This is a genomic window from Agromyces sp. ISL-38 (assembly GCF_018613935.1).
Lineage (GTDB): Bacteria > Actinomycetota > Actinomycetes > Actinomycetales > Microbacteriaceae > Agromyces.
On record NZ_JAGGPF010000010.1, the window covers coordinates 68,896 to 93,902 of the forward strand.

The window sequence follows — 25,007 nt, forward strand, 5'->3', positions numbered from 1 at the left end:
GAGCCGCCCGGTCGGCGGCATCCGTGCGGTGACGCGAACGGCGACCGGAGCGCCATGAGTGGCGAACGGATGTCGTGCTGTTCCGCGATCGCGAGCTCGTCGCGGGCGTCATGCTCGCGAAGACTGAGCCGGCGGCGACCCGTCACTTCGCGACGAGGGTGGTCTCGAAGCTGTAGAGGTCGGGGCGGTAGCAGTGGTGGCCGTACTCGATGGCGCGACCTGAGCTGTCGAACGCGACACGCTCCATCGTCAGCACCGGGCCGCCGCGGTCGATGTCGAGCACGTCGCTTTCGTCACCTTGGGCGCGGCGTGCGCCGATCTTCTGCCGTGCGATCCGGATCGTGACGCCCCGGGCGCGAAGGATCTGGTAGAGACCGCGCTGCTCGAGCTGCTCGGTCGTGATGTCGGCGAACTCCGCCGGCAGGTAGTTCTCGAGCACGGCGACGGGGACGCCGTCGGTGCTGCGCCGGCGGCGCAGGTAGACGACCTCGTCGCCGGGAGCGACGCCAAGACTCTCGGCGACGATCTCCGTCGCCGGGACGATCTCGTGGGCGAGCACCTGGGTGCCGGGTTCGTGATTTGCGTTCTTCAGATCCTCGTAGAGGCTGGTGAGCTCGACCTGCCGGGTGACCTGTCCCTGTCCCTGGACGACCTGGGTCCCGATGCCGCGGCGGCGCACGAGCAGGCCCTTGTCGACGAGCTCCTGGATTGCACGCCGAACCGTCGGACGGGACAGGCCCAGCCGCTGGGCGATCGAGATCTCGTTCTCGAGCCGCGCGCCGGCGGGCACCGCCCCTGAGCTGATGGCCGATTCGAGCCGTGTGGATACCTGGAAGTAGAGGGGCACGGGACCCGTGCGGTCGAGGTCCGCGAAGAGCTCGTCGGGCCAGTAGGTTTCCTCGCCGGCCATAGTGTTCCCCCGCACGTCAGCAAGATGTTCTGTCAATCTTATGTGCTCCTCTTCCAGTTCCGTCATCTTGCGGTGAAAGAGCCTTGTGTTATTGTTAGGACATGATTTCGGCACCCGTCGACGTCACCGAAACTCACTCAAGAGGGTTGTACAGCGAAGTATGACTGACAGGCTCCCTTCCCTGGACGTACTGGCCTTCGGGCGGCTCGGTGTCGATCTCTATCCGCTTCAAGACGGCGTCGGTCTCGAGCAGGTGGAGACCTTCGGCAAATACCTCGGAGGCAGCGCGGCGAACGTCTCCGTGGCTGCGGCGCGCTACGGCCGCAGCGTCGGTCTCATCTCGCGCGTGGGTGACGACCCGTTCGGGCGCTACCTGCTCCAGGAGCTGGAGCGCCTCGGCGTCGAGAATCGCCAGGTGGCCGTCGATCCGGGGTTGAAGACGCCCATCACCTTCTGCGAGATCTTCCCGCCCGACGATTTCCCGATCTACTTCTATCGTGAACCGAAAGCGCCCGACCTGAACGTCGAGCCGAGCGACCTCGACCTCGACGCCGTCCGCTCCGCGAAGGTGTTCTGGTTCACTGCAACGGGGCTCAGCCAGGAGCCGAGTCGGGCAGCGCACTTCACGGCGCTCGATGCGCGCGCACGAGCGGCGCACACGATCTTCGACCTCGACTATCGCCCGGTGTTCTGGGCCGAGCCTGCCGACGCGACGGCGCAGGTGAGTCGGGCCCTCGAGTACGCGACCGTGGCGGTCGGCAACCGTGAGGAGTGCGAGGTCGCCGTGGGCGAGTCGGAGCCGGAGCGCGCCGCCTCGGCGTTGCTGGATCGGGGCGTAGAGCTCGCGATCGTCAAGCAGGGGCCGAAGGGCGTGCTCGCCAAGACACGGAGCGAGACGGTCGAGGTGCCCCCGTACCTTGTCGACGTCGTGAACGGCCTCGGTGCCGGCGATGCCTTCGGCGGCGCGCTGTGCCACGGGCTCCTCGCCGGCTGGGACCTCGAGCACATTCTTCGCTTCGCGAACGTCGCGGGTGCGATCGTCGCCTCCCGTCGGGAGTGCTCCACGGCCATGCCCACCGCGGCCGAAGTCGGTGCGCTCATCGAGACCGGGGTGCGCCCGTGAATGCGATCCTGAGTGCTGCGGACTTCGCGCGGCTTCGCGACCTGCGAGCCACCCGGCCATCGGCGATCCACGATGCGCTCGCCGGCCGTCGTCGCCGCGACGTGCTCCACGGTGATGGGCGCCTGTTCATCGTCGCGGCCGACCATCCGGCCCGCGGCGCGCTCGCCGTGGGCAAGCATCCCACGGCCATGGCGAACCGCTATGACCTCCTCGAGCGCCTCGCGATCGCGCTGAGCCGTCCTGGCGTCGACGGAGTGCTGGGCACTCCCGACATCATCGACGACCTCGCGGCACTGGGGCTGCTCGACGACAAGGTCATCGTCGGTTCGATGAACCGCGGTGGCCTGCGCGGGGCGAGCTTCGAAATGGACGATCGCTACACCGCCTACGACGTCGAGACCATGGCGCGTGAGGGCATCGACTTCGCGAAGACGTTGATCCGCATCAATCTCGAGGACCCGGCGACGGCATCCATCCTCGAGGCGACTGCGCAGGCGGTGACGGATGCAGCAGCGGCCGAGCTGCCGATCATGCTCGAACCGTTCATGAGCCGGTGGGTCGACGGCCGCGTCGTCAACGACCTGACGACGGATGCCGTGATCCTCTCGGTTGCCATCGCCGCGGGCCTGGGTGCGAGCAGCGCGTACACCTGGATGAAGCTCCCCGTCGTCGCCGACATGGAGCGGGTCATGGAGGCGACCACGCTTCCCACGTTGCTCCTCGGAGGCGACGCGGGCGTCGACCCCGACGAGACCTTTGCCGCATGGGAGGACGCCCTGGCGCTTCCCGGGGTGCGCGGCCTGACGGTCGGTCGAACGCTCCTGTACCCGCCCGATGGCGATGTCGCCGCAGCGGTCGACACCGCCGCAGCGCTGGTCCATCCCGCCCGGGCCGCCGTCACCACGCGATGAGCGCCATCGACCAGCGCTGGTTCCATCGCCGTGGCGCCCTCGCCCGCGATGGCTGGGAGAGTGTCGTCGACGAGTCCCGCCCCGGCTGGCGGCACACGGGCATCCGCGTGGCGCAGCTGGAGTCCGGCGACGTGCTCGATCTCTCCGACACAAGGGTGGAGCGCATCGTCGTCCCGCTCGCCGGGTCATTCACCGTGATGCACACGGAAGGCTCCACGACCGAGACGACGCGACTCGACGGCCGCGCATCGGTGTTCGACGGCCCGACCGACGTGCTCTACCTCTCCTCGGCCGCCACCGCCGTGCTCACGGGCGAGGGGAGAGTCGCCGTCGCGACCTCCCCGACGAGCGAGGTTCGGCCGACGCGGTACATCCCTGCCGCAGAGACGCCCGTCGAGCTTCGCGGCGCCGGCGCCTCCAGTCGCCAGGTCCACAACTTCGGAACGCCCCAGGCACTGGATGCCGCGCGCCTGATCGTGTGCGAGGTGATCACGCCGGCCGAGAACTGGTCGTCGTACCCGCCCCATAAGCACGACGAGCACGTGCCGGGTCATGAGTCGCGCCTCGAGGAGATCTACTACTTCGAGGCTGCGCCGGCAAAGGACGCCGACAGCGCTGCGGTGACGGATGCCGCGTTCGGCATGTTCGCCGCGTACTCGTCGCCCGCGGGCGACATCGACATCAACGCCATGGTGCGCACGGGCGACATCGCCCTCGTTCCCTACGGCTACCACGGCCCCGCTGTCGCAGCTCCGGGATACGACCTCTACTACCTGAACGTCATGGCCGGACCTGACGCCGAGCGAGTCTGGCTCATCAGCGACGACCCTGCGCACGCCTGGGTCCGCGACACTTGGAACGGACAGGACGTCGATTCGCGCCTGCCGTTCGGCAACGAGAAGGAGGGCCCGCACTGATGGCTTCGACGAACCGGATGACGGTCAGTCAGGCGCTCATCGAGTTCCTGGCGCATCAGTACACGGTCGACGGCGACATCCGCGAGCGCACGATCCCCGGCGTCTTCGGAATCTTCGGCCATGGCAACGTGGCAGGGATCGGCCAGGCGCTGAAGCAGGTCAATGTCGAGCAGCCCGCGCTCATGCCCTACTACCAGGCTCGCAACGAGCAGGCCATGGTGCACCAGTCGGTCGGCTATGCGCGGATGCATCGGCGTCGCGCGACCTTCGCGTCGGCGGCATCCGTCGGTCCGGGCGCGACGAACATGCTGACCGGTGCCGCGTTGGCCACCACGAACCGGCTTCCCGCGCTGCTGCTGCCCAGTGACACGTTCGCCACGCGGGTCGCCGACCCGGTGCTGCAGCAGCTCGAGCAGCCGTGGGATACCGGACTGACGGTGAACGACGCGTTCCGGCCGCTGTCCAAGTTCTTCGACCGGGTGCAGCGGCCCGAGCAGCTCTACTCGATCGCCCTGGCTGCGATGCGCGTGCTGACCGACCCGGCAGAGACCGGCGCGGTCACGATCGCGCTCCCCGAGGACGTGCAGGCGGAGGCGCTCGACGTCCCGGTCGAGTTCCTTCAGGATCGCGAGTGGCACCTCCGGCGTCCGCTCCCCGAGCGCGGCGCCCTCGCGCGAGCGGTCGCAGCGATCCGCGCCGCCGAGAGGCCGTTCATCGTCGCCGGCGGCGGCGTGCTGTACTCCAGCGCCGAGCAGCAGTTGCGCGCGCTCGTGGAGGCGACGGGCATCCCGGTCGGCACGACGCAAGCGGGAGGAGGCTCGTTGCCCTGGGACCACCCGCAGTACGTCGGCGCCGTAGGGGCGACCGGTACGACCGCGGCCAACCGGCTCGCCGCCGAGGCCGACGTCGTCATCGGCATCGGCACGCGCTACAGCGACTTCACCACGGCGTCGCGCACCGCGTTCCGCAACCCGGCGGTGCGGTTCGTGAACATCAACGTCGCGTCGTTCGACGCGTACAAGCACGGCTCCCAATTTCCGATCATCGCCGATGCGCGGGAGACCCTCGTCGAGCTGTCGACAGCGCTCGAGCGGTTCGTGGTCGCCGACGAACATGCGCAGCGCATCGACCGCGAGAAGGGGGAGTGGGATCGCCGGGTCGACGACGCGTTCGCGCCGTCGGGTCGTGCGCTTCCCGGCCAGTCCGAGATCATCGGCGCCGTGCAGTCCTCGAGCGACCCCGCGGATGTCATCGTGCAGGCGGCCGGCTCCCTGCCGGGCGATCTCCACAAGCTGTGGCGCGTGCGCGATCCGCTCGGGTACCACGTCGAATACGCCTACTCGTGCATGGGCTACGAAATCGCCGGCGGCCTCGGGGTGAAGCGCGGGCTGTTGGCAGACGGTGACGATCGCGATGTCATCGTCATGGTCGGCGACGGCTCCTACCTCATGCTCAACAGCGAACTCGTCACTGCGGTCGCCGAGGGACTCAAGGTCATCTTCATCCTGATCCAGAATCACGGCTTCGCGTCGATCGGGCACCTCTCCGAGACGGTGGGGTCCGAACGCTTCGGCACGTGGTACCGGCGATACGACGACGATGCCCGCAACTTCCAGAGCGACGAGGTGCTGCCGGTCGACCTCGCGATGAACGCACGAAGCTATGGAATGGACGTCATCGAGGTGGCGCCCGGGCCCGGCGCGATCGACGACCTGAAGGCCGCGATCGCGGAGGCCAAGGCATCCGACCGTTCGACGTTCATCCACATCAACAGCGATCCGCTCATCTACGGGCCCGACGGCGAGGGGTGGTGGGATGTCCCGATCGCCGAGGTGTCGTCGCTCGAGTCCACCGTGCGCGCCCGAGGCGAGTATGAGCGGCTGCGGGCGGCGCAGCGACCGTTGCTCGGAGAGGAGACCGGCCAGTGAACGCGACGGTTGCCGGTGCGCCGGTGAGCTTCGGGGTCTTCGAGATGACCCCCGACGACGCCGAGGTGCTCGAGCCCGACGACATGCTCTCGATCCTGCATGAGGCCGGATACGGCGGCGTCGATCTGGGACCCGTCGGCTACTTCGGCCGCGGCGAGGAACTGCGGAGGCGCCTCGACCGGTGGCGACTGGAACTCGCCGGCGGATGGGTGGAACTCCCGCTGTCCGACGACGCCGGTTTCGAGGCGGCGCTTCCGAGCCTCGACGACGCGCTGCGCGTCTTCGCCGACGCCGCGGAGGCGGGACCCCGGCTTCTGCCGAAGCCCACGCTCGCCGACCATGGGTCACCCGCCCGCAAGGCCCGACCGGGGCGGGGTGCCGTCGAGCACAGCCTCGACGACGCCGCTTGGGAACGGCTCATCGCGAACACGCAGCGGGCTGCCGACCGCGTCCGCGCGGCCGGGTTCGAGCCGACCTTCCACCACCATGCCGGGACCTTCGTGGAGTCGCCTGAAGAGATCGACCGGTTCCTGGATCGCGTCGACGTCGGGCTCACGCTCGACACCGGTCACCTCGTCATCGGCGGGGGAGACCCCCTCGAGGTGCTGCAACGGTGGGGGACCCGCGTGAACCACCTGCACGTCAAGGACGTCGACCTGCGTGTGCTCGAACGCGTGCTCGCCGCGGGCGGCGGCATGGCGGACGTCTGGTCGTCGGGGGCGTTCGTCGCGTTCGGCACGGGCGACATCGACGTGACCGCCGTCATGAACGCGGTCGACGCGCTGGGCTTCACCGGCTGGGTCGTCGTCGAACAGGACGTGCTCCCCGGCCGAGACATCTCGCTGGCGGACTTCCGCTCGCAGCGCGAGGCGGATCAGCGGCTGAATCGTGAAGTGCTCAGGCAATGGTGCTGAGCGGGAAAGCAGAGGAAATGAACGAGAAGCCGCTTCGGTTCGGATTGATCGGCACGGGGAGGATCGGACAGGTCCACGCCGCGAGCATCGCGGCCGACCCTGATGCCGTGCTCACCTGGGTGTGCGACCCCTTCGTCGAGGGCGCCCGGTCGGTCGCCGAACGGTACGGGGGGACCGCGACGGAGTCCTCGGATGAGGTCTTCAGCTCGGGCGAGGTCGATGCGGTGCTCATCGCATCGCCGACGCCCACGCACATCGACCTCATCTCCGCGGCCGTCGACGCAGGCATCGCCGTGTTGTGCGAGAAGCCCATCGACCTCGACATCGCTCGAGTCGACGCGCTTCGTCCCAAGGTTGCCGCAGCCGGTGTCCCTGTCGCTCTCGGATTCAATCGCCGGTTCGATGCCGGGTTCGCCGAGGCGCGTGCGCGCGTCGCGGCTGGTGAGATCGGCGAGCTGGAACAGCTCTCGATCATCAGTCGAGACCCGGCGGCACCGCCCGCGGCCTATGTCGCCGTGTCCGGTGGCATCTTCCGGGACATGACGATCCACGACTTCGACATGGCCCGATTCTTCGTCCCCGACATCGTCGCGGTCAGTGCGGTGGGCACGACGACGTTCGACCCTGGGGCTCGCGAGCACGGCGACTTCGACACGGCCGTCGTGGTGCTGCGTGCGGCATCCGGAACCGTGGTCTCGATCACGAACTCCCGGCACAGTGCGATCGGGTACGACCAACGCATCGAGGCGTTCGGGCCGAAGGGCATGCTCCAGGTCGCGAACGCCGGAACGAGCCTCGTCAGCCTCTCCACCGCCACCGCGGTCGAGGCGCGCCCGCCGTATCAGGACTTCTTCCTCGAGCGCTACGCGGGAGCGTATGCAGCAGAGCTCAGCGAGTTCATCAAGCTGGCGCGGGGGCAGGCGTCGACGAGCCCGACCTTCGAAGACGGTCGCGCTGCACTGATCCTCGCCGATGCCGCCCAGCGATCGGCCGTCGAACGCATCGTCGTCCCGGTCGACCTGGCCTGACGACATGACACGGCACGACGAGAGCCGACCACGATGAAGTTTCGCCTCGCGGCATCCGCCGAGATGCTGTACCTCGACCTGCCCTTCGTGGAACGTGTCGCGCGGATCCACGAGCGCGGGTTCGAGGTGGAGATCTGGGACTGGACGACGAAGGACCTTGCCGCGATCGCCGCGACCGGGGCTGTGATCTCCTCGATGACGGGCTACGTACGCGGAGACCTCACCACTGCCGACGGCATCGGCGAGCTGCTCGCCACCGCGAAGCAATCCCTCGCGGCCGCGGAGGTCATCGATGCCCCGCGACTGAACCTGCACGGCACTGGACTCGACCCGAACGGCCTTCCGGTCACCCCGCGCGAGCACGCCACAGGGAAGGACTGGCTCAGGGCGGCGGACACGCTGCGCCGCGTTGCCGAGCTCGGCGAGGCCGCGGGGCGCGTTTTCACGCTCGAGAACCTGAACACGGCCGTGGATCACCCCGGCACCCCGTTCGCAACCGCAGCCGACACCCTTGCGCTCGTCGAAGCCGTCGACAGCCCGGGATTGCGACTGAATCTCGATCTGTATCACGCCCAGATCGGCGAAGGGAACCTCATCGAACTCGTCCGCCGCGCGCTGCCGTGGATCGGCGAGATCCAGGTCGCCGACGTGCCCGGCCGGTGCGAACCGGGCACCGGCGAGATCCGATACCAGGCGATCGCCGACGAGCTGCGAACGCTCGGCTACGACGGCGTCGTCGGTTTGGAAGGGTGGGCGAGCTCGGACTCGGATGCCGCCCTCGACGCCTATCGTGCGACGTTCATGGAGTGAAGCCCCGCGCTCAGCGCCGCGACGAGCTCTCGAGCCCGGCGTCGTAGGTCGTCGGCCCGTCGACGGCGGGCACGTCGACCCAGCTGCCTGAGGCCGAGCTGCGCAGTGCAGCATCGACGACCTCGGCGGCCGACCAGGCGTCGGCTGCCGACGGAGCGAGCTGTCGGTGCTCGAGCACCGACCGCAGGAAGAGGGATGCCTCGACGGTCTTCAGGTCGTCGAAGCCCATGCCCGTGCCGGCCCCGGGCTGGAAGCGGGCGAACTCGCCATTTTCAGGCGCCATCATCATCGTGCGGTAGCCCGACGCGTCGTCGGCGACCTGCAGCTCGTTCATCCGCTGGAAGTCCCAGCGCAACGACCCGGTAGTCCCGTACACCTCGAGCGCGTACTCGGCGCGTGGGCCGACGGCCACTCGGCTGGACTCCAGCACGCCGACGGCTCCACCTTCGAACCTCGCCAGGAGCGCCGCGTAGTCCTCGTTCTGCACGACGCCCTTCGGGTCGGAGTCGTCACCCTTGCTGAAATGGCTCGCCGCGCTTGCGCGCGGAAGCGGACGTTCGGTGATGAACGTCTCCGTCATCGCCGTGACCGACGTGATGCGTCCGACGACGAACTGCGCGAGATCCGCTCCGTGCGACAGCAGGTCGCCGAGCACTCCCGATCCCGCCCGGTCGCGCTGAAAGCGCCATGTCAGCGCGCCGCTCGGATCGGCCGAGTAGTCGGCCATGAACGCCACGCGCACGTTCGTGACGGTGCCGATCGCGCCCTCACGGACGAGCCGGCGCGCGTGGGCGATCGCCGGCGCATGACGATAGTTGAAGCCGACGGATGTCACGAGCCCGCGCGTCGCCGCCCCGCGCGCGATCTCACTCGATTCCCGCACTCCGCGGCCCATCGGCTTCTCGATCCAGAACGGCTTTCCCGCCGCGATCGTGGCGAGCGCGATCTCGTGGTGCAGGAAGTTGGGCGAGCAGATCGACACGACGTCGACATCGGGATCGGAAAGCACGTCGCGGTAGTCGGCGGTGGTCTGCCGGTAGCCGAGCACATCGGCGGCGTGCTGCCGACCACCCTCGTCGGGGTCGGCCGCCATGACGAGGGCGGCCCGCGCCGCGAGTTCCGGATAGTGATGTGCGGCCGCGAGGTAGGCGCGCGAATGCAAGCGCCCCATCCAGCCGACCGAGATGAGGCCCACGCCGATGTGAGCGGATTCCGACATGACAGAGCATCCTTTTCCAAGCTGGGAACGAAGCGGGGCAATGGCGACAGTCTTACACAGATGACAGAATGTATAGACAAACTATTGACACATGGTCATTCCTGTTCCAGACTCTTCTCGACGCCGAGACGGACACTCGGAGGAAGAGAACTCAATGGAGACTTCGCCCCTCGATGCACCGGTCCCGTTGAACCTTCCCACCTCGCTCATGCGGCTCGCATCCGCCGGTTCGCCCGCCGACGCGACGACGCTCGCCACCCGCGGCGTCACCACACACCACCAAGAGAGGGAACCCGCATCATGAAGAGAATCATCACTGGCGTCGGCATCGTGGCCGTCGCCGGCCTGCTGCTCAGCGCTTGTTCGGGCACGGGTCAGGAGACCGATGAGAGCACCGACACCGCATCATCCGACCTCACCTACGCCGTCATCACCCACTCCGGGCCTGGCGACGCGTTCTGGGATCGGGTGAAGTCGGGCGCTGAGCAGGCAGGTGAGGACTACGGAGTCGAGATCACCTACAACTCCGACCCCGACCCGGCGAAGCAGTCCCAGCTCATCGACAATGCGGTCGCCCAGGAAGTCGACGGCATCGTCGTCTCGATGGCGAACCCTGACGGCGTCAAGTCGAGCGTCGAACGCGCAGTCGATGCCGGCATCCCGGTCGTGACGATCAACTCGGGCATCGAGCGCTCTGCCGAGTTCGGCGCCATCACGCACATCGGGCAGAGCGAGACGGTCGCCGGCGAGGCGGTCGGCGTGGAGCTCTCCGAAGCGGGAGTGACGAACGCGCTGTGCGTCATCCAGGAGGCGGGCAACGTCGGCCTCGAAGAGCGCTGCAAGGCCGCAGCATCCACCTTCAGCGGCACGATGGCGAACCTGCAGGTCGACGGAACCAACGATGCCGAGGTGAAAGCCACGATCAAGTCGAAGCTGCAGGCCGACGCGACGATCGATGGGGTCCTGACACTCGGCGGCCAGTACGCGATGGACGCGGTCGGCGCCGTCGACGAGTCCGGCAGTGCGGCGACCGTGGCCACCTTCGACCTCTCCGACGACGTCGTCTCGGCCATCTCCGACGGAGCGATCCTGTTCGCCGTCGACCAGCAGCCGTACGTTCAGGGATTCCTCGGCATCACCGCGGTCCACCTCCGCGCGACCAACGGCAATGACGTCGGCGGCGGCCAGCCGGTTTTCTCAGGCCCAGCGTTCGTCACGAAGGCCAACGCGGCCGACGTCGCGAAGTACGCCGCGAACGGGACGCGCTAGCCGTCCCGAAGCGGCTGGGTGGGGCGGAGCGGTGTCGCTCCGCCCCACCTGGCCCCTCGATGAAAGGAGTCACTGTTGACTACGACAGATATCGTGACCATCGCGACACGGCCGCGAATGGAGCGGCAGCCCATCCGACGGCTGCTCGCCCGACCCGAGATGGGCGCGCTCGTCGCTGCGCTCGCCGTGATGATCTTCTTCTCGGTCTACACGAGCAACTTCATGACGCTCGCGGGCGCCGGCGTGTGGCTCGAGTCGGCGTCAACGTTCGGCATCATGGCGGTCGCTGTGGCGCTGCTCATGATCGGCGGAGAGTTCGACCTCTCGGCCGGTGTCATGACCGGATTCACGGCGCTCATCGTCGGAGTGCTCACCACGAACTACGGGCTGAACATCTGGGTCGCGGTGGTCGTCTCGCTGGCCGTTGCCCTCGGGGTCGGCGCGCTCAACGGCTTCATCGTCATGCGCACGGGGCTCCCGAGCTTCATCGTCACGCTCGGCACGTTCTTCGTGCTCGCCGGCATCGACCTCGCCGTCACGAAGCTCATCACCGGCCAGGTGTCCATTCAGGGCATGGCCAAGGTGCCGTTCTACGACACGATCCAGCCGCTGTTCGGGGCGTCGATCCGCATCGGCGGCGGCGTCTTCTACGTCTCGGTGCTGTGGTGGTTCCTCGTGACGGCCATCGCGACGTGGGTGCTCCTGCGCGCACGCGCCGGCAACTGGATCTTCGCCGTCGGCGGTGCGCTGAACTCGTCGCGACAGGTCGGAGTTCCGATCATGAAGACGAAGGTCGGCCTGTTCATGACCACGGCAGGCGCTGCGTGGCTCGTCGGCATGATCTCGCTCTTCCGAACCTCGACTGTGCAGGCCAACACCGGCGTCGGGCAGGAGTTCATCTACATCATCTGCGCGGTAGTGGGCGGCTGCCTGCTGACGGGCGGTTTCGGATCGGCGATCGGCGCAGCGCTCGGTGCCCTGATCTACGGGATGGTCTTCCAGGGCATCACGTTCGCACAGTGGGACACGAACTGGCTGCGCACCTTCCTCGGGGCGATGCTGCTGCTGGCGGTACTGCTCAACCACTGGGTGCGCACACGAGCAGGAGGTGGACGATGAGCCAGATCACGAAGACCCACGATCCGATCGTTGCGGTCAAGAACATCGGCAAGCGATACGGGGCCATCAACGCGCTCGCCGGCGTGACGACCGAGGTCCGTGCCGGAGAGGTCACGTGCGTGCTCGGCGACAACGGCGCCGGCAAGTCGACGTTCATCAAGATGCTCGCGGGCGCGCACACGCCGAGCGAGGGCGAGATGCTCCTCGACGGTGAGCCGGTGACCTTCTCGTCGCCGCGTGCGGCTTTGGACGCCGGCATCGCGACCGTGTATCAGGACCTCGCGGTCGTGCCCCTCATGCCCGTGTGGCGCAACTTCTTCCTCGGCTCAGAGCTCACGAAGGGGGCCGGACCATTCCGCCGCCTCGACGTGAAGCGGATGAAGACGATCACCTACACCGAGCTCGACAACATGGGGATCGACCTCCGTGATGTCGATCAGCCGATCGGCACGCTGTCGGGTGGTGAACGCCAGTGCGTCGCGATCGCGCGTGCAGTGTACTTCGGTGCTCGTGTGCTGATCCTCGACGAGCCGACGGCAGCGCTCGGCGTCAAGCAGTCGGGCGTCGTGCTGCGCTACATCGCGCGGGCACGTGACCGCGGGCTGGGCGTGGTGTTCATCACGCACAATCCGCACCACGCCTATCCCGTCGGCGACCGCTTCCTGCTGCTCAACCGCGGCACGAGCCTCGGCGACTACGCCAAGGCCGACATCACCCTCGGCGAACTCACGAGCCTCATGGCCGGCGGCGCCGAACTCGACTCGCTCGCGCACGAACTCGAACGTTCGATGGGCGCCGACTCGCCCGTCGTCAAGGAGCTCGAGCGCGAGGCGGAGGCGCTGCCCGAAGCGGCACGCGAGGAGCTGGTGCCGCCGACTGCGTCGTAGTGGTCTGATCGGAACCGAACGGCGAACGGCGGATGCTTCGCGGCATCCGCCGTTCGCCGTCGCCCTCGAGTGCGGAAGGTGGGACTTGAACCCACACGCCCGAAGGCACAGGAACCTAAATCCTGCGTGTCTGCCGATTTCACCACTCCCGCGAGTGCCCGATCAGTCTACGGCGCGGTGGAAATCACCGGGCCCGGCTCAAGGCGGGGGACTCGGGTGTCTTTGGTCCAACGGCGCCAGGAGCGCCAGCCGCCCGATCTGGACGAGTGAGCATCAGATCCGTTGGTCGGTCGAAGCGACCAATCAAATGCATGCAGCAAATGCAACTGGAAGAACGCGCCTAATGCTTCTTGTGCGCGGCATCCCCCTGGTGCCAAGCGCCCGGCTTGTGCGCCTGATCTGCCTTGTGCGCCTCTTGCACCGCATCGGACGCGGCGCTCATGTCGTGGTCGTGCTGCTTCGCGTGCTTCTCGGCGCGCTTCTCTTTGAGCGTCTTGGTGGCCGGCTTCTTCACGTGATGGTCGTGAGGCGATTTGTCAGGCATGATCTCTCTCCAATTAACCCACTGTACGCGCCATTCCGGCGGATCGAACGGTTCATCCGCGCATGCACTGGCATCATCGCGCGTATGATCGTCGGACTGCCCAGGGTCAGGTCGCGGGGCGGGCGCTCGCTCGCGGTGGGTGCTCCCACTGTTCGTCGGTCTCACCGAGCACCTTCCAGCCGAGGTTCCGATATGTGTGCGCTGCCAAGGACAGTTCGGCCCGTCGCAGTTTCCGCCTGGAACAAAGTGGGATCCGATGGGGCCTTGGGGGTAAACAGATGATCGAGAGACTGCTCGTGAATTCAGTGTCCTGGAGCGAACGACGGTCGATAATGGGCCCATCGGCGTACGTTCCCGAGGCGTTTGGTGCTCTCCTTGAGGCAAACACAGACGAGGAAGCAGATGCCGCCTACTGGCAGCTGGACAATCGGATCGTCGTCCAAGGTCAACTGTTCGAAGCATCGCGATGGCTGATTGGTCCTCTCGTTACCGCACTCGGTCGCGCGCTATGGTCGGGAGTTCGCCTTCGCATCGTGAACCTGCTCGTCGAGATCGCGCTTGGACAGCCCGATGAGTCAGAGCTCCGGGCGGGGAATGAAGCGCTCCTAGAACACTGCCACCGCGAACTGCTGGGTGGGTTGTGGGTCTTCTATGGTCTGCTCGAGGACCCGGATCCAGATGTGCGGATAGGAGCAATCGACTTGCTCGAAACAGTTGAGCCAGATCGAGACCGCCTTATTGCGGTGTTGACTGAAGCTCGCATCCATGACGCCGATTTCAACGTAGCGCGACGGGCATCCGAGGTTATCAAGTCTCCCGAATGAACCCTTCGCGCGATCGGTTGAAATCTGAGTAGATGGAACGGTGCTGCCAGAAGGCAAGTTCGGGTATTGCTGGACGACTCGAGCAAGTCGGGCGTTTTCCGAGAGTCGATGGGTTTCGATCAAGCTAGTCAGGACTCGGCACTCTAACGTCACTTGAATAGGCGAACTTCGATCCACGGATTGATTCGGCCTGGGTGATTCGGCCTGGGTTTCGTTCCTACCGGTTTCCCTGTCCAGCGGTCGCTGTCAGGCTTGAATCGGTCTCAGCGTAGTAGGCCTGCTCGACCTCGACGGGGGTGCGCAGGTCAAGCTCGCCGTGCAGGCGCTGATTGTTCCACCACCACACGTACTCGAGCGTCGCGAGCTCGACCTGGTCCACGGTGCGCCACGGGCCGCGGCGGCGGATCAGCTCGGTCTTGTAGAGGCCGTTGACGGCCTCGGCCAGGGCGTTGTCGAACGAGTCGCCGACGGTTCCGGTGGACGGTTCCGCGCCGAGCTCGACGATCCTGTCCGTGTAGACCACGGCCAGGTAGTTCGACCCGTGATCGGCGTGATGGACCAGCCCGTCGAGCCTGCCGCCGGCAGCCCACGCGGCCATGTCCAGCGCCTGCAACGGCAGCACGTCGGCCTTCAGAGTTGCTGCGACGTTCCACCCGACGATACGACGCGAGTAGACGTCGGTGACGAACGCGACGTACGCGAACCCGGACCACGTCGCGACGTAGGTCACGTCGGCGACCCAGAGCCGACGCGGGGCAGGCGCGGTGAACCGCCGCTGCACGAGGTCCTTCGGTTTCTCCGCTGCCGGATCGGACTTCGTGGTGAAGACCTTCTTCGACCGTCTCACCCCGCGCACCCCGGCCAACCGCATCAGCCGCTCCGCCTGGTCACGACCAACAGCCCATCCCTGCCGGCGGAGCAGAGCGTGCATCTTCCGCCGCCCGTAGACGCCGTAGTTCTCCGTGTGCAGCCTGACGACTTCGGGGACGAGCAGGTCGTCCCGCAGCCGTCTGGCTGACGGCGCACGGGTCTTCGCCGCCCGGTAGCCGCGGGACGTGAAGAACCCACGAACTGCCGGGCGCAGCACCCGGCAGATGGCCTCGACCCCGAACTGATCCTTGTGCTCATCGACATAGCGGATCATCTCGTCGTGGGACGGTCGAGTTCCTTCGCGAAAAACACGCTGGCGGACTTCAAGATCTCGTTCGCACGCTTCAACTCGGCGTTCTCACGCTTGAGCCGCCGGTTCTCCTCCGCAACGTCGCTGGTCACGCCCGGGCGCTCGCCCGCGTCGACCTCGTACCGGCGCTGCCACACCCGCAAGGTCTCCGGACTCATCCCGAGCATCCCCGCGACGTCACGGACCGCGGTCATCAGGTTCGGGTGATCCGGACGTGACTCCGCGAGCATCCGCAACGCCCGCTCACGCATCTCGCTGTATATCTGGCCATCAGTTCCATCCTTGATCAAAGAACGGAACAAAACCCAGGCCGAATCAGTCCAACGCTTGGACGGTTCTGGACCGAGTTGACGCGAAGGGCGCGCCGTTGGCAGGGCATAAAGGCGGCTCGGTGTTCAAGAACAGCGAATCGACGCTCCCGTCGACCGACGCTGTCGGAGGGTCGATCACGTATCGTGAGTGGGATGTCAATCCGTACGTCCAAGGCGTGAATCGCGGCGCTGATCGTATGGTGACTGGTAGCGACGGTTCGGCGTACTTTACAACTGACCATTACGAGAGCTTTGTCATGTTCCGGGGGCCATTGGGATGAGCGGATACGAGCAACTGACGCGCGTGGATGAAGAGTTCCGTCTACTCCTGCTGGAAGGCAACCACCAAGAGGTAGCGACCGCGATCACAAGCTGGGCTGAGGCTGGCCTGACTACGCGTGTGGTCCGCGGGCGTAAGATGCGAACGCTGCAAGCGCTATTCGACGAGTTCGCCGCGGCGCTACAGTTCCCCATCTACTTCGGCGAGAACAGGGATGCGTTTGACGAGTGCATAGCCGATCTGGAGGGACTTCGTCCGGCGTCAGGATTCGTGGTGGTGATCACCGAGCTCGACCAAGTGCTTGACCATTCAGACGCCGATTTGCTTCGGTGGCTCGTCGGCAGCCTTGTCGGCGCGGCCGCAGGCTGGGCGCAGCCGGTGGAGCTCGGCGAGTGGTGGGATCGACCCGCGGTCGCCTTTCACGTAGTGCTCGCGGGAGAGCCGGCGAGGTTGGCAGATGGGGAACGCCGTTGGTCAGCCGCTGGCGCTTCATTCGCCCGGCTGTCTTAAGAGCATGATTCGGCTCGAGCGCTGTTGACGACGCGGGTCTCGAGCTTGGTCGGCAAGCTCAGGCACTTGATGCCACCTCGTGCGCGGCTTCATCGGTTGGCACGAACTGTTGCGCGAGCCGCATGCTCGGTCCGGCGTCACTCGCTAACGAATGCTCGGACATGGAGCGGCGATGGGCTTCAAATCAGCTGAGGAGATGGGAACCCATATAGATTCGATGATGAACGCTAGTGAGGGAGTGCTTCGCGAAGACGGAACTCGATTCTGGGTTGACTATGCAAACTCAGCGATCATTTTCCGCGGCCCGAATCCTGGTGTTCCCGGCTCGTTTCTATCGGCCCGACAACTTCGACTTAACAGTCGAAAAGAACATGAAACGATCGGTGGTGGACCCGTGATCGCGAGGTTTCGACGTGACGGGGTGGAGCTCGACCTCGATAAGTCTGAGTACATCTTTGTGTACCTTACGTTGTCGTACGTAATGGACGGTGTCGCCCTTGCTGATCACGACTTCAGGAACATCTTGGGGATGACCCGCGAAGACGCCGAAGCGTTCCGGAACGGGCTAGTGGGGGCTGAGCGCGTGGCCAGGCGTCAGGGCGAGCACTGGAACCCGAATGTCCCGCGCACGGAGTAGCCCCGGCGCCAACTGTTTGACTTACCAGTTCCATTTTTGTCATCCCCGGCGATATTCCGCTGGACCTCACCGGTCGCCTCGTAGGATTTGGAGCCAACTGATGCTTACGTAACTCAAAGTGATTTGGTTCCGAACGAGGTCGCCTGAGTACGGACGTCCCGATTAACGTTGTCATTCGAGACGGCAACACGCTGATTACGAACACGCGCTCGGCGCAGGCGCTGACTCGCGCAGGGATTCCGCGGGACTCCTGGAACGTGATCAACCGGACCGGGAATTCGTTGTACGAGCAGCTTCTGTCGGGTCAGCTCAACCGAAACGGGCTCGGTAGCGGGGGGACTGATTTACCATGAACGGCGTGATTGGCGGCAACTCTCATGGCACGAAGCGGCCGATCGGCCCGCTCTCGCTGCCCCCGTCTGCGTTTACCGAGGACGTGTCGTTTACCCATCCAGGGGGAAGCGCTGAACTGCGCTGCACCTACGAGCGGAATGGCGCGATGTATGTCGGTGGCCTTCTGTTCAAGGGCGTACGGGCTTATCGGTTCCACGCTGAAGGGCACTGCACTCCATGGCACGTCGAAGATGCTTACGACACCCTCGTGGAGGTCGAGGCCTCCGAGTGGGTTGCCGAACTGCTGGCGGCCGAGCCAAGCAAGACCGGGGGCCAATGGAAGATCCGGCACTTCCTGATCTACATCGATAGCGCTGGCGCTTACGAGGTCGCAGCCGTGGATTGTGAATGGCTTCCCGAGCAAGCGGCTTCGTGACGATGAGAACCCGGGCGCGATGGCGGTGCTCCTCGCCATCTCGATGTGGTCGGCGTTCGTGCCGATAGACGCGTGGGACGCGGTGACCGGATACCGCTTCTACGGGGCTGCTCGTGAACGTGGGCGTCGACCTCGGCTGGGTCGTCGTTGGGCGTCACCGAAGCGCTGCGAGGCTCCTGCGTGCTGCGACGAGCACGAGTCCGAGCATCATGAGGGCGACCGCCGGAACGGCGAGTGACGCCGCGCCTCCGGTTGCGGCGAGCTGCGCGGCGGGGGCCGGGGCGGTACCAGCAGGCGGTGCCGCTGGGCCGGTTGGGCAAGAACCGGGCTCGGCGAGTTCGAGGACGGCGCTGATGCCATCGAAGTTCTCGGCGGTCCCGATGGTCATGGTGGTGGCTGTGTCGAGGCTCGGCTGGTTGTCGAAGTACTCGGGTGCGTAGCATCCGCTGCCCTCGAATCGGTTCAGGAACCCGATCTTGTAGTTGCCCGGGCGCAATCCCACGATGGTGAAGTCGCCGTTCGCATCAGTGGATCCCTGGAGCCCTTGTACCGAGACCCAGGCGCCGTCGGCGGTCTGCCGGAAGGCGGTGGCGGACGCGCCCGTCTGCGTCGCGCCGTCCGCTCCGGTGATGCTGCCTGTGATGGTGCTGCCGAGGATCAACGTGCCGTCGATGTCGGAGCGGGTCTCGCCGCTGCTCAGGGTGAGGCGTTGTGCAGTGTCGGCGTCGAGGGCTCCGTCCCAGTACGAGGCCAAGTGCGTTGCGATGGTTCGAACGTCATTGAACTCCACGAGGTAGGTGCCGGATGGGATCCCCGAGATGGTGTAGTCCCCGTTCTCGTCGACTTCAGCGCCAGCCCAGAAGAAGGTGCCGCCCTCGTTGGTGAGCCGCACGTGCGTGCCGGGAATGACGGTCAGGGTGCCCTCGGAGGTCTCGGCAAGTACGTTTCCCGAGATCGTGGCGCTTCGCTCGAGCACCTGGTCGAGGGTGTTCTCTCCCGCCTCGAAGGCGAAGTCGACTTTCGTCCTGACGTAATCCTGGGTCGGGGGTACGAACTCGACGTCGTTGAATCCACCGAGTGCGAGGTCTTCGATGAGATATGCGCCGTCGGGCCCAGTGACAGCGGTTCCGACGACCTCTTGCCACGCCTCGGCGACCCAGCGGTACACCTTCACCTCGACGCCGGCGAGTGGCTCGCCGGAATCCGATGCGGTCACGGTTCCGCTGAGGGTCTGGGGGGTCTCGGCCGCGGTCGCGGTGGTAGCGGTCACGAGGGGTGTGACGGCGAGGATCAGCGCGATGATGGCTGCAGCGATGACCCTGATCGAGTGCCCGCGACCTGCGTATGGTGTGATTGGCATAAGGTGCACCCTATCGGTTCGGGGTACAGCACTGGGGACAGTCGAAGGTGCTGTCTGCCGGAGTTCGACCGCGTCATCCGCTCAAGGAAGCGAGCCACGACCTCACCGTGAAGTCGTCGTAGTCCAGCCGGTGCACCACGGCGGTCGTGTTGCCGTTCCGGGAGATCTTCACCGTCACCTGCCCGGCGGCGATCGAGGTCTCCGACGTCGGGAACGATTCTTGCGTGGTCGTTCCGGGTGCGACCCGGCTGAGCTTGCGCTCGCCGAAGGGAGTGGTGATCCGGAGGTCGACCTTCGCCGAATCGAGGTTCTGCACAGTCACCACGAGGGACACCTGCTCGTCGACCTTTCGCGCCTGCACGGTGACGGGCCCGACGGTCGACGGCGCTCCCTCGGTGGCGCCCGACAGTGCGAGACCGTAGAAGATGCGCGGGGCACCGTCGAGCACGACAGTGGTCTTGCGGGAACTCACTGCGAGGGCGGTGGTCTGGCCGATAGAGTCGAGCTGGTTCGCCGTGTCGCCGCTCGTCAGGATGGTGAGCGGCGTCTTGGTCGGCCACGGGTCGACCCACACCTCGGGGGCCGGGAAGTACCGGCCGGCGGGGTCGTGGTCGGCGTTCAGGATGTATCCATCGGCGCGGCTCCACAGCACGGCCGCCTCGCCGTCGGGCGTGTCGAAGAGCAGGCCCTTGAGGTTCGGGTCGTCGAAGGCGAGCCAGCCCAAGAACGTCGCCTGGTCGAACGTCTTGGCGGCCGTCGCGTACGCGAGCAGCGACGGCTTCGCGCTCACGTCGCGGTTCATGAGACCGAAGTGGTACTCGACGTTCTCGGGGTTGGCCGCTTGCGCGTTGCCGAGCACGCTGTCATGGAACTGGTACCAGTTCACGCACCGGATGCCCTCGGCCTTCGCGAGGGCGAGCGTGAGGAACACGTTCTCGGCGGCGTGCCGGTAGGTGTCGTTCCACCAGCCGTTCGGACGGGTGCACGCATAGGCCTCGGTGAGCCAGATCTCCTTCTCGCCGTGCTCGGCCATGATGGCCTTCAGCTGCTTGAGGCCGCCGTAGAAGTTCCAGTACAGGCCCGTAGCGCCTGCGCTCCAGTCGTCGTCGGACGGGATGAAGTCGGGGGTGAAGTTGCCCCGGCCCGGGTGGTAGGCGAAGCCGTCGATGAGGTCCCAGCCACCGCCCGCGATGAAGTTCTCGACCCAGGGCTTGTCCATGCCGGCGAGGCCGTTGTTCAAGATCTTGAGTGAGGATCCGGATGCCGCGACCGCGTCGACGACCGGCCGCAGGGCCTTGTCGATGTAGGCCTGCGCCGCGACACCGGTGTTGAACGGGCGGTTGAGCTCGTTGCCGACCTCGAAGTACTCGGCGCCGGCCCCGATCGCGGTCGCGACATTCGTCGCCGCCCATTGCGCCGCGGCCGCGTCGGTCGCGTCGAGCGAGGGTTGCAGCTCGATGTTGTGCGACATCCCTCGCTCGTCGAATGCCGAGGGCGGGAGTCCCGGCCCGCCCTCGTACGAGATCCGCACCCGATCGACGCCGACGCGCTGCCACAGGTCGAGCAGTGCCCCCGCCGACGGCACTTGCAGCCACGGGTAGTTCGAGATGCCGAACATGCTCTGGTTGCCGGCCGTGTAGGTCTGGGTCGGCAGCACGGTGATCGTGGTTCGCGCGAACGCCTCGTCGTCGCCAGACACGGCGGAGACCTCCGCGACCGAAATGCCATAGGCCGGAGCGGGCATCGTGAAGGTGTGCTCCCATGTGGATGCTGCAGCGACGATGCCCGTGACGGTCGCGGCGGCGAGGTCGGCGCCGTTGTAGTCCCTCACCCACCACGTGAGGTCGACGGCGCGCTCGGCGGAGCCGCCGTTCGCGACGAGCGTCGTGACCGAGACGGTCTCGCCGGCGGCATCCCAGATGTTGAAGTCTCGGTCGGTCCAGATCTCGATGCCGAGCTCGCGGCTCGTGCCGATCGACGCCGTTGCCGACGGTCGCGTGGAACTGAAGAAGAAGTCGGCTTGGCTCACATAGGTACCGTCGGGTTGAAGTACGCCGGGGGAGTGGATCCAGGTGCTGTTGGTCCACGCCTGCTTCGACCGCTCGAGCAGGAACATGCCATGCAGCTCGCCCCACGTCGACGTGTGCGCGATGCCCATGGTCTCTTCGTACGGGATGCCTCCGCCGGCATCGCGCACCCATTCGGTGATGGGCACGAAGCGGTCGGGTTCGGTGGCGCCGGCGATGGCGCGGCTGAAGAGGAATCCGTCGGGGATCAGCGTCGAGGGGCCGCTGATGTGCCACTCGAGGTACGCGCGGTTCGTCGAGACCGTGAAGATGCCGTAGACCTTCGTCGCGCCGGCGGCGGCCGGCATCACGTAGTCCATTCGAATCGCGGGAGTGCCGTCGGCGAGGGTGACTAGTGTCGGCGTTCCGCCGGTGGAGATCTGGATGCCGGCGCCGGTGTCCTTCACCTGGAATCGGGAGCCCTGGGACCGAACGACGTTCGATCCGTCGCGGATCGCGATCCTCCCGCCCACGCTCGCGAGGATGCTGATGCCGTTCGCGCTGAGGATGACGTCGCCGGCGGCGGCGGTCGCGGTGATGGGGCTCGGCTCGGCGACGAGCAGTACTCCGGCGGCGAACGTCGCCCCGAGGAATACGCGTCGTGACAGGCCGTGTCGTTGGGTCTCAGACGTCATCGTCTTCTCCTGCTCAGGGCCGGTGCGTTGTGCCCGACCGATGATAATACCTATTATCAAAAGTTGCACGTTCATCATGCGCATATCGATTCCCCGGCGTCAAGATGACTTGCATTTCTTGATGATGCGTATTAGCGTCACCACCACGGCCTGCCAATAGGCATTATCAGTATCGATTGGAACACCCGCATGTCACCGAAGACGCGCAACGTCACCCAACGCGAGATCGCACGCATCGCCGGCGTCAGCCAGACGACGGTCTCGATGGTCTTGAACGACCGAGACGGGTCGAACGTGCGAATTCCAGCCGCCACACGAGAGCGCGTGAAGCAGGCGATCGAGCAGTCGACCTACGTCGCCGATCCGGCCGCGCGCCGTTTGGCAGGTCTCGACAACCAGATCATGGGCGTCTTCACGTACGAGCCGGCGCTGTCGCCCGAGAGCATGGACTTCTACGGCCCGCTGCTGAACGGACTCGAGCGTGCAGCCGAACAGGTCGGCTGCGACCTGCTGTTCTTCACGAGCTCGCCGGTCGAGAACGGCTCGAGAAGCCTCTTCCACCGCAAGACGCGCCTGCGGCTGGCCGACGGATGCATCCTGCTCGGCCAGCAGATGGACGGGGACGACCTGAAGCGGCTCGTCGACGAGCGATTCCCGTTCGTCGCCGTCGGTCGGCGAGACGAGACCACCGCGAAGGTCCCGTATGTCGGAATCGACTACGTGAGCCTCACCGCCGAACTCATCGAGCGGGCGGTCGGGCTCGGCCACACCGATGCGCTCTATGTGCACCGCAACCTGCACAGTCCGGCGGCTCGAGACCGCATGCAGCAGATCCAGGCGTCAACCGCGTCGGGCGGGCTGAAGTTCACGCTCGTGGTCGCCGAGGACGGCGACCTCACCGGGGTCACCCGGGCTGCGGAGCAGACCGGCGCCACCGCCGTCTTCACCGAAGATGCCTTCCTCGCCGAGGATGTCGCACTCGTGCTCGGCAACGCCGGCGTCGAGGTGCCCTCGGCGATCTCGCTCACCGCGCTCGCCGAGGTGCGCGGACACCGCGTGCACGGCCGCGCGCTCTCCGGCTTCCAGACGCCCCGCCTCCAGGTCGCGGCCGAGGCGCTGAGCCTCCTGCAACAGCTCGTCACGACGCGAGCCGAGGAGTGGGATTCGCTCGACACCCAGCGCCTCCTGCAGGGCAAGGTCGAGCTCGGCGAGACCCTGGTGGAGCGGATGTCGGCGACGTGAGGCGACTGACAGCCGACGTCGCGATCATCGGCGGTGGGCTCGGCGGCGTCGCGGCTGCCCTGGCGGCATTGCGCCGCGGCTGCAGCGTCGTGCTGAGCGAGGAGTACGCGTGGCTCGGCGGCCAGCTCACGTCGCAGGCCGTTCCGCCCGACGAGCACATCTGGGTGGAGCAGTTCGGGGTGACGGCGAGCTATCGCGCGTTGCGCGAGGGCATCCGCCGGTACTACCGCGACTTCTATCCGTTGACGGATGCCGCGCGGCGCGACCCGCAGCTGAACCCGGGCCTCGGCCGCGTGAGCAAGCTCTGCCATGAGCCTCGCGTCGCCCTGGCGGTCATCACGCAATCGCTGGCGCCGTACCTGTCGAGCGGGCGGCTCACGGTGCTGCAGCCCTATGTGCCGGTCGCCGCCGAGGTGGTGGACGGCACGGTCGTGTCAGTCACGCTCGAGCAGGTCGACGGGGGAGAGCAGCTCGAGGTCGTGGCATCCGTCGTCCTCGACGCGACCGAGACCGGCGACCTGCTGCCGCTCACAGGCACCGACTACGTCGTGGGCGCCGAGTCGCGCTCCGAGACGGGGGAGCCGAGCGCGCCGGCCACGGCCGATCCGTCGAATGTGCAGTCGATCGCATGGTGCTTCGTCTTCGAACATGACGACGCCGCCGACGCCGACCACACGATCGAGCGGCCGCGCAACTACGACTACTGGCGCGAGTACGCCCCGCCGTTCTGGGGCGACGCGATGCTCTCGTTCACGGCGCCGAACCCGCGCACGCTCGAGCCCGACGTGCGCACCCTGCGGGTCAATCCCGATCTCGATGCGCCTCGCACGGTCGAGGATCCGCGGGTCGACGCGGGCGACGGCGACCTCTGGGAATTCCGGCGAATCGCAGCCCGGCAGACGTTCGAGCCAGGCGCCTATGCCAGCGACATCGTGCTGGCCAATTGGCCGCAGCTCGACTACCTCGACGGGTCGATCATCGATACGCCCACCCGGGTGGCGCACCTCGCCGCGGCGAAGGAGCAGTCGAGGTCGTTCTTCTACTGGCTGCAGACTGAGGCCCCGAGGCCTGACGGCGGCGCCGGATGGCCAGGGCTGCGGCTTCGCGGCGACCTCGTCGGCACCGACGACGGCTTCGCGCAAGCGCCATATGTGCGCGAGTCGCGACGCATCCGCGCGGTCACCACCGTGCGTGAGCAGGATGTCTCGATCGCCGTGCGCGGTCATGCCGGACCAGCCCGGTTCGAGCAGTCGGTGGGGGTCGGGATGTACCGCATCGACCTGCATCCGTCGACCGGGGGCGACAACTACATCGACGTCGAGTGCGCTCCCTTCGAGATCCCGCTCGGGGCGCTCATCCCCGTGGCCACGAAGAACCTCCTCCCGGCGGCGAAGAACATCGGCACGACCCACATCACGAACGGTGCGTATCGACTGCACCCCGTCGAGTGGAACATCGGCGAGTCCGCCGGCGAACTCGCGGCGTTCTGCATCGAACGCTCACTGCTTCCGAGAGACGTCGTCTCGGACCCGGAGCTGGTCAGCCAGTTCCAAACCCGCCTCGTCGAGGCGGGCGTCGAAATCCATTGGCCCGAGATCATCGGCTATTAGAGGA

At 66.6% G+C, this 25,007-nt stretch carries 23 protein-coding genes and 1 tRNA gene; 17 read left to right on the forward strand and 7 right to left on the reverse strand.

All coding sequences use genetic code 11. The features are described 5' to 3' along the window. Window positions 1-142: 142 nt before the first annotated feature. Window positions 143-910: a GntR family transcriptional regulator gene (locus tag J7E25_RS10590; protein ID WP_214870127.1), complete on the reverse strand. Its 768-nt coding sequence runs from the start codon at window positions 908-910 to the stop codon at window positions 143-145. A gap of 160 nt (window positions 911-1,070) precedes the next feature. On the opposite strand from J7E25_RS10590, the gene iolC reads away from it, so the two are divergent. Genes iolC through J7E25_RS10625 form a run of 7 tightly spaced genes read left to right on the forward strand, consistent with a single transcriptional unit; the run spans window position 1,071 to window position 8,541 of the window. Beyond that, window positions 1,071-2,033 (forward strand): 5-dehydro-2-deoxygluconokinase, encoded by a 963-nt coding sequence (gene iolC, locus J7E25_RS10595; protein ID WP_214870128.1) that lies wholly within the window; start codon window positions 1,071-1,073, stop codon window positions 2,031-2,033. Then, window positions 2,030-2,944, forward strand: a complete 915-nt coding sequence (locus tag J7E25_RS10600) for a class I fructose-bisphosphate aldolase (protein ID WP_214870129.1) — start codon at window positions 2,030-2,032, stop codon at window positions 2,942-2,944. The genes iolC and J7E25_RS10600 overlap by 4 nt, the downstream gene beginning before the upstream one ends. After that, window positions 2,941-3,861, forward strand: coding sequence for a 5-deoxy-glucuronate isomerase (iolB, locus tag J7E25_RS10605; protein WP_214870130.1), 921 nt, complete (start codon window positions 2,941-2,943; stop codon window positions 3,859-3,861). The genes J7E25_RS10600 and iolB overlap by 4 nt, the downstream gene beginning before the upstream one ends. After that, complete coding sequence (iolD, locus tag J7E25_RS10610; RefSeq protein WP_214870131.1) at window positions 3,861-5,789, forward strand: 3D-(3,5/4)-trihydroxycyclohexane-1,2-dione acylhydrolase (decyclizing); 1,929 nt, start codon at window positions 3,861-3,863, stop codon at window positions 5,787-5,789. Before iolB ends, iolD begins: the two co-directional genes overlap by 1 nt. Next, window positions 5,786-6,703, forward strand: a complete 918-nt coding sequence (locus J7E25_RS10615; RefSeq protein WP_214870132.1) for a sugar phosphate isomerase/epimerase — start codon at window positions 5,786-5,788, stop codon at window positions 6,701-6,703. The genes iolD and J7E25_RS10615 overlap by 4 nt, the downstream gene beginning before the upstream one ends. Window positions 6,704-6,720: 17 nt before the next feature. Then, complete coding sequence (gene iolG / locus J7E25_RS10620) at window positions 6,721-7,731, forward strand: inositol 2-dehydrogenase (protein ID WP_214870133.1); 1,011 nt, start codon at window positions 6,721-6,723, stop codon at window positions 7,729-7,731. 33 nt (window positions 7,732-7,764) lie between these two features. Next, window positions 7,765-8,541, forward strand: coding sequence for a TIM barrel protein (locus J7E25_RS10625; RefSeq protein ID WP_251038990.1), 777 nt, complete (start codon window positions 7,765-7,767; stop codon window positions 8,539-8,541). A gap of 10 nt (window positions 8,542-8,551) precedes the next feature. Here the strand turns inward: J7E25_RS10625 and J7E25_RS10630 are convergent, their stop codons facing one another. Next, on the reverse strand, window positions 8,552-9,760 hold the full coding sequence (locus J7E25_RS10630) for a Gfo/Idh/MocA family protein (protein WP_214870134.1): 1,209 nt from the start codon (window positions 9,758-9,760) through the stop codon (window positions 8,552-8,554). Window positions 9,761-10,060: 300 nt separating this feature from the next. On the opposite strand from J7E25_RS10630, the gene J7E25_RS10635 reads away from it, so the two are divergent. The 3 genes from J7E25_RS10635 to J7E25_RS10645 all read left to right on the forward strand — a co-directional run bounded on the left by J7E25_RS10635 (window position 10,061) and on the right by J7E25_RS10645 (window position 13,035). Further along, window positions 10,061-11,029: a sugar ABC transporter substrate-binding protein gene (locus J7E25_RS10635; protein ID WP_214870135.1), complete on the forward strand. Its 969-nt coding sequence runs from the start codon at window positions 10,061-10,063 to the stop codon at window positions 11,027-11,029. A 75-nt stretch (window positions 11,030-11,104) separates the two neighbouring features. Next, complete coding sequence (locus J7E25_RS10640) at window positions 11,105-12,148, forward strand: ABC transporter permease (protein ID WP_214870136.1); 1,044 nt, start codon at window positions 11,105-11,107, stop codon at window positions 12,146-12,148. Next, window positions 12,145-13,035, forward strand: coding sequence for an ATP-binding cassette domain-containing protein (locus J7E25_RS10645; protein ID WP_214870137.1), 891 nt, complete (start codon window positions 12,145-12,147; stop codon window positions 13,033-13,035). The genes J7E25_RS10640 and J7E25_RS10645 overlap by 4 nt, the downstream gene beginning before the upstream one ends. 70 nt (window positions 13,036-13,105) lie before the next feature. On the opposite strand, the gene J7E25_RS10650 is transcribed toward J7E25_RS10645, so the two are convergent. Together J7E25_RS10650 and J7E25_RS10655 are read right to left on the reverse strand one after the other, a co-directional pair. Further along, window positions 13,106-13,187 (reverse strand) — tRNA-Leu (locus J7E25_RS10650). A 188-nt stretch (window positions 13,188-13,375) separates the two neighbouring features. Then, on the reverse strand, window positions 13,376-13,579 hold the full coding sequence (locus J7E25_RS10655; RefSeq protein WP_214870138.1) for a hypothetical protein: 204 nt from the start codon (window positions 13,577-13,579) through the stop codon (window positions 13,376-13,378). A 278-nt stretch (window positions 13,580-13,857) separates the two neighbouring features. On the opposite strand from J7E25_RS10655, the gene J7E25_RS10660 reads away from it, so the two are divergent. Further along, window positions 13,858-14,403, forward strand: coding sequence for a hypothetical protein (locus J7E25_RS10660; RefSeq protein WP_214870139.1), 546 nt, complete (start codon window positions 13,858-13,860; stop codon window positions 14,401-14,403). Between the two features lie 217 nt (window positions 14,404-14,620). Here the strand turns inward: J7E25_RS10660 and J7E25_RS10665 are convergent. Then, window positions 14,621-15,834, reverse strand: a protein-coding gene (locus tag J7E25_RS10665) for an IS3 family transposase (RefSeq protein ID WP_374196213.1) whose coding sequence is annotated in 2 segments (ribosomal slippage) — window positions 14,621-15,573 and window positions 15,573-15,834 — 1,215 coding nt in all. Because the reading frame shifts where the segments join, the coding sequence is not laid out codon by codon here. Window positions 15,835-15,920: 86 nt separating this feature from the next. Between J7E25_RS10665 and J7E25_RS18450 the strand changes: the two genes are divergently transcribed. The 4 genes from J7E25_RS18450 (at window position 15,921) to J7E25_RS10690 (ending at window position 18,090) form a co-directional block, all read left to right on the forward strand. Continuing rightward, window positions 15,921-16,175 carry a ribonuclease domain-containing protein gene (locus J7E25_RS18450; RefSeq protein ID WP_374196227.1) on the forward strand — a complete coding sequence of 85 codons (255 nt, stop codon included), beginning with the start codon at window positions 15,921-15,923 and terminating at the stop codon, window positions 16,173-16,175. Next, entirely contained in the window at window positions 16,172-16,684 is a 513-nt protein-coding gene (locus tag J7E25_RS10680; RefSeq protein WP_214870142.1) for a barstar family protein, read from the forward strand. The genes J7E25_RS18450 and J7E25_RS10680 overlap by 4 nt, the downstream gene beginning before the upstream one ends. A gap of 172 nt (window positions 16,685-16,856) precedes the next feature. Beyond that, window positions 16,857-17,321 carry a hypothetical protein gene (locus tag J7E25_RS10685; RefSeq protein WP_214870143.1) on the forward strand — a complete coding sequence of 155 codons (465 nt, stop codon included), beginning with the start codon at window positions 16,857-16,859 and terminating at the stop codon, window positions 17,319-17,321. A 349-nt stretch (window positions 17,322-17,670) separates the two neighbouring features. Next, window positions 17,671-18,090: a hypothetical protein gene (locus tag J7E25_RS10690; protein WP_214870144.1), complete on the forward strand. Its 420-nt coding sequence runs from the start codon at window positions 17,671-17,673 to the stop codon at window positions 18,088-18,090. Between the two features lie 154 nt (window positions 18,091-18,244). Here the strand turns inward: J7E25_RS10690 and J7E25_RS10695 are convergent, their stop codons facing one another. Together J7E25_RS10695 and J7E25_RS10700 are read right to left on the reverse strand one after the other, a co-directional pair. Beyond that, window positions 18,245-19,450, reverse strand: a complete 1,206-nt coding sequence (locus J7E25_RS10695; protein ID WP_214870145.1) for a collagen binding domain-containing protein — start codon at window positions 19,448-19,450, stop codon at window positions 18,245-18,247. A 73-nt stretch (window positions 19,451-19,523) separates the two neighbouring features. Beyond that, on the reverse strand, window positions 19,524-22,151 hold the full coding sequence (locus J7E25_RS10700) for a hypothetical protein (protein WP_214870146.1): 2,628 nt from the start codon (window positions 22,149-22,151) through the stop codon (window positions 19,524-19,526). 189 nt (window positions 22,152-22,340) lie between these two features. On the opposite strand from J7E25_RS10700, the gene J7E25_RS10705 reads away from it, so the two are divergent. Then, entirely contained in the window at window positions 22,341-23,393 is a 1,053-nt protein-coding gene (locus J7E25_RS10705; RefSeq protein ID WP_214870147.1) for a LacI family DNA-binding transcriptional regulator, read from the forward strand. Continuing rightward, complete coding sequence (locus J7E25_RS10710) at window positions 23,390-25,003, forward strand: FAD-dependent oxidoreductase (RefSeq protein WP_214870148.1); 1,614 nt, start codon at window positions 23,390-23,392, stop codon at window positions 25,001-25,003. The genes J7E25_RS10705 and J7E25_RS10710 overlap by 4 nt, the downstream gene beginning before the upstream one ends. Window positions 25,004-25,007 lie beyond the last annotated feature (4 nt).

Excerpts from the sequence above, each read along its gene's own strand:
- J7E25_RS10680 (WP_214870142.1), top strand. The coding sequence starts at position 16,172 with ATGAGCGGATACGAGCAACTGACGCGCGTGGATGAAGAGTTCCGTCTA.
- J7E25_RS10590 (WP_214870127.1), bottom strand. The coding sequence starts at position 910 with ATGGCCGGCGAGGAAACCTACTGGCCCGACGAGCTCTTCGCGGACCTC.
- iolD (WP_214870131.1), top strand. The coding sequence starts at position 3,861 with ATGGCTTCGACGAACCGGATGACGGTCAGTCAGGCGCTCATCGAGTTC.
- J7E25_RS10685 (WP_214870143.1), top strand. The coding sequence starts at position 16,857 with ATGGGCTTCAAATCAGCTGAGGAGATGGGAACCCATATAGATTCGATG.
- J7E25_RS10705 (WP_214870147.1), top strand. The coding sequence starts at position 22,341 with ATGTCACCGAAGACGCGCAACGTCACCCAACGCGAGATCGCACGCATC.
- J7E25_RS10690 (WP_214870144.1), top strand. The coding sequence starts at position 17,671 with ATGAACGGCGTGATTGGCGGCAACTCTCATGGCACGAAGCGGCCGATC.
- J7E25_RS10630 (WP_214870134.1), bottom strand. The coding sequence starts at position 9,760 with ATGTCGGAATCCGCTCACATCGGCGTGGGCCTCATCTCGGTCGGCTGG.
- J7E25_RS10700 (WP_214870146.1), bottom strand. The coding sequence starts at position 22,151 with ATGACGTCTGAGACCCAACGACACGGCCTGTCACGACGCGTATTCCTC.
- J7E25_RS10695 (WP_214870145.1), bottom strand. The coding sequence starts at position 19,450 with ATGCCAATCACACCATACGCAGGTCGCGGGCACTCGATCAGGGTCATC.
- J7E25_RS10645 (WP_214870137.1), top strand. The coding sequence starts at position 12,145 with ATGAGCCAGATCACGAAGACCCACGATCCGATCGTTGCGGTCAAGAAC.
- iolG (WP_214870133.1), top strand. The coding sequence starts at position 6,721 with ATGAACGAGAAGCCGCTTCGGTTCGGATTGATCGGCACGGGGAGGATC.
- J7E25_RS10660 (WP_214870139.1), top strand. The coding sequence starts at position 13,858 with ATGATCGAGAGACTGCTCGTGAATTCAGTGTCCTGGAGCGAACGACGG.
- J7E25_RS10625 (WP_251038990.1), top strand. The coding sequence starts at position 7,765 with ATGAAGTTTCGCCTCGCGGCATCCGCCGAGATGCTGTACCTCGACCTG.
- iolC (WP_214870128.1), top strand. The coding sequence starts at position 1,071 with ATGACTGACAGGCTCCCTTCCCTGGACGTACTGGCCTTCGGGCGGCTC.
- iolB (WP_214870130.1), top strand. The coding sequence starts at position 2,941 with ATGAGCGCCATCGACCAGCGCTGGTTCCATCGCCGTGGCGCCCTCGCC.
- J7E25_RS10655 (WP_214870138.1), bottom strand. The coding sequence starts at position 13,579 with ATGCCTGACAAATCGCCTCACGACCATCACGTGAAGAAGCCGGCCACC.
- J7E25_RS10635 (WP_214870135.1), top strand. The coding sequence starts at position 10,061 with ATGAAGAGAATCATCACTGGCGTCGGCATCGTGGCCGTCGCCGGCCTG.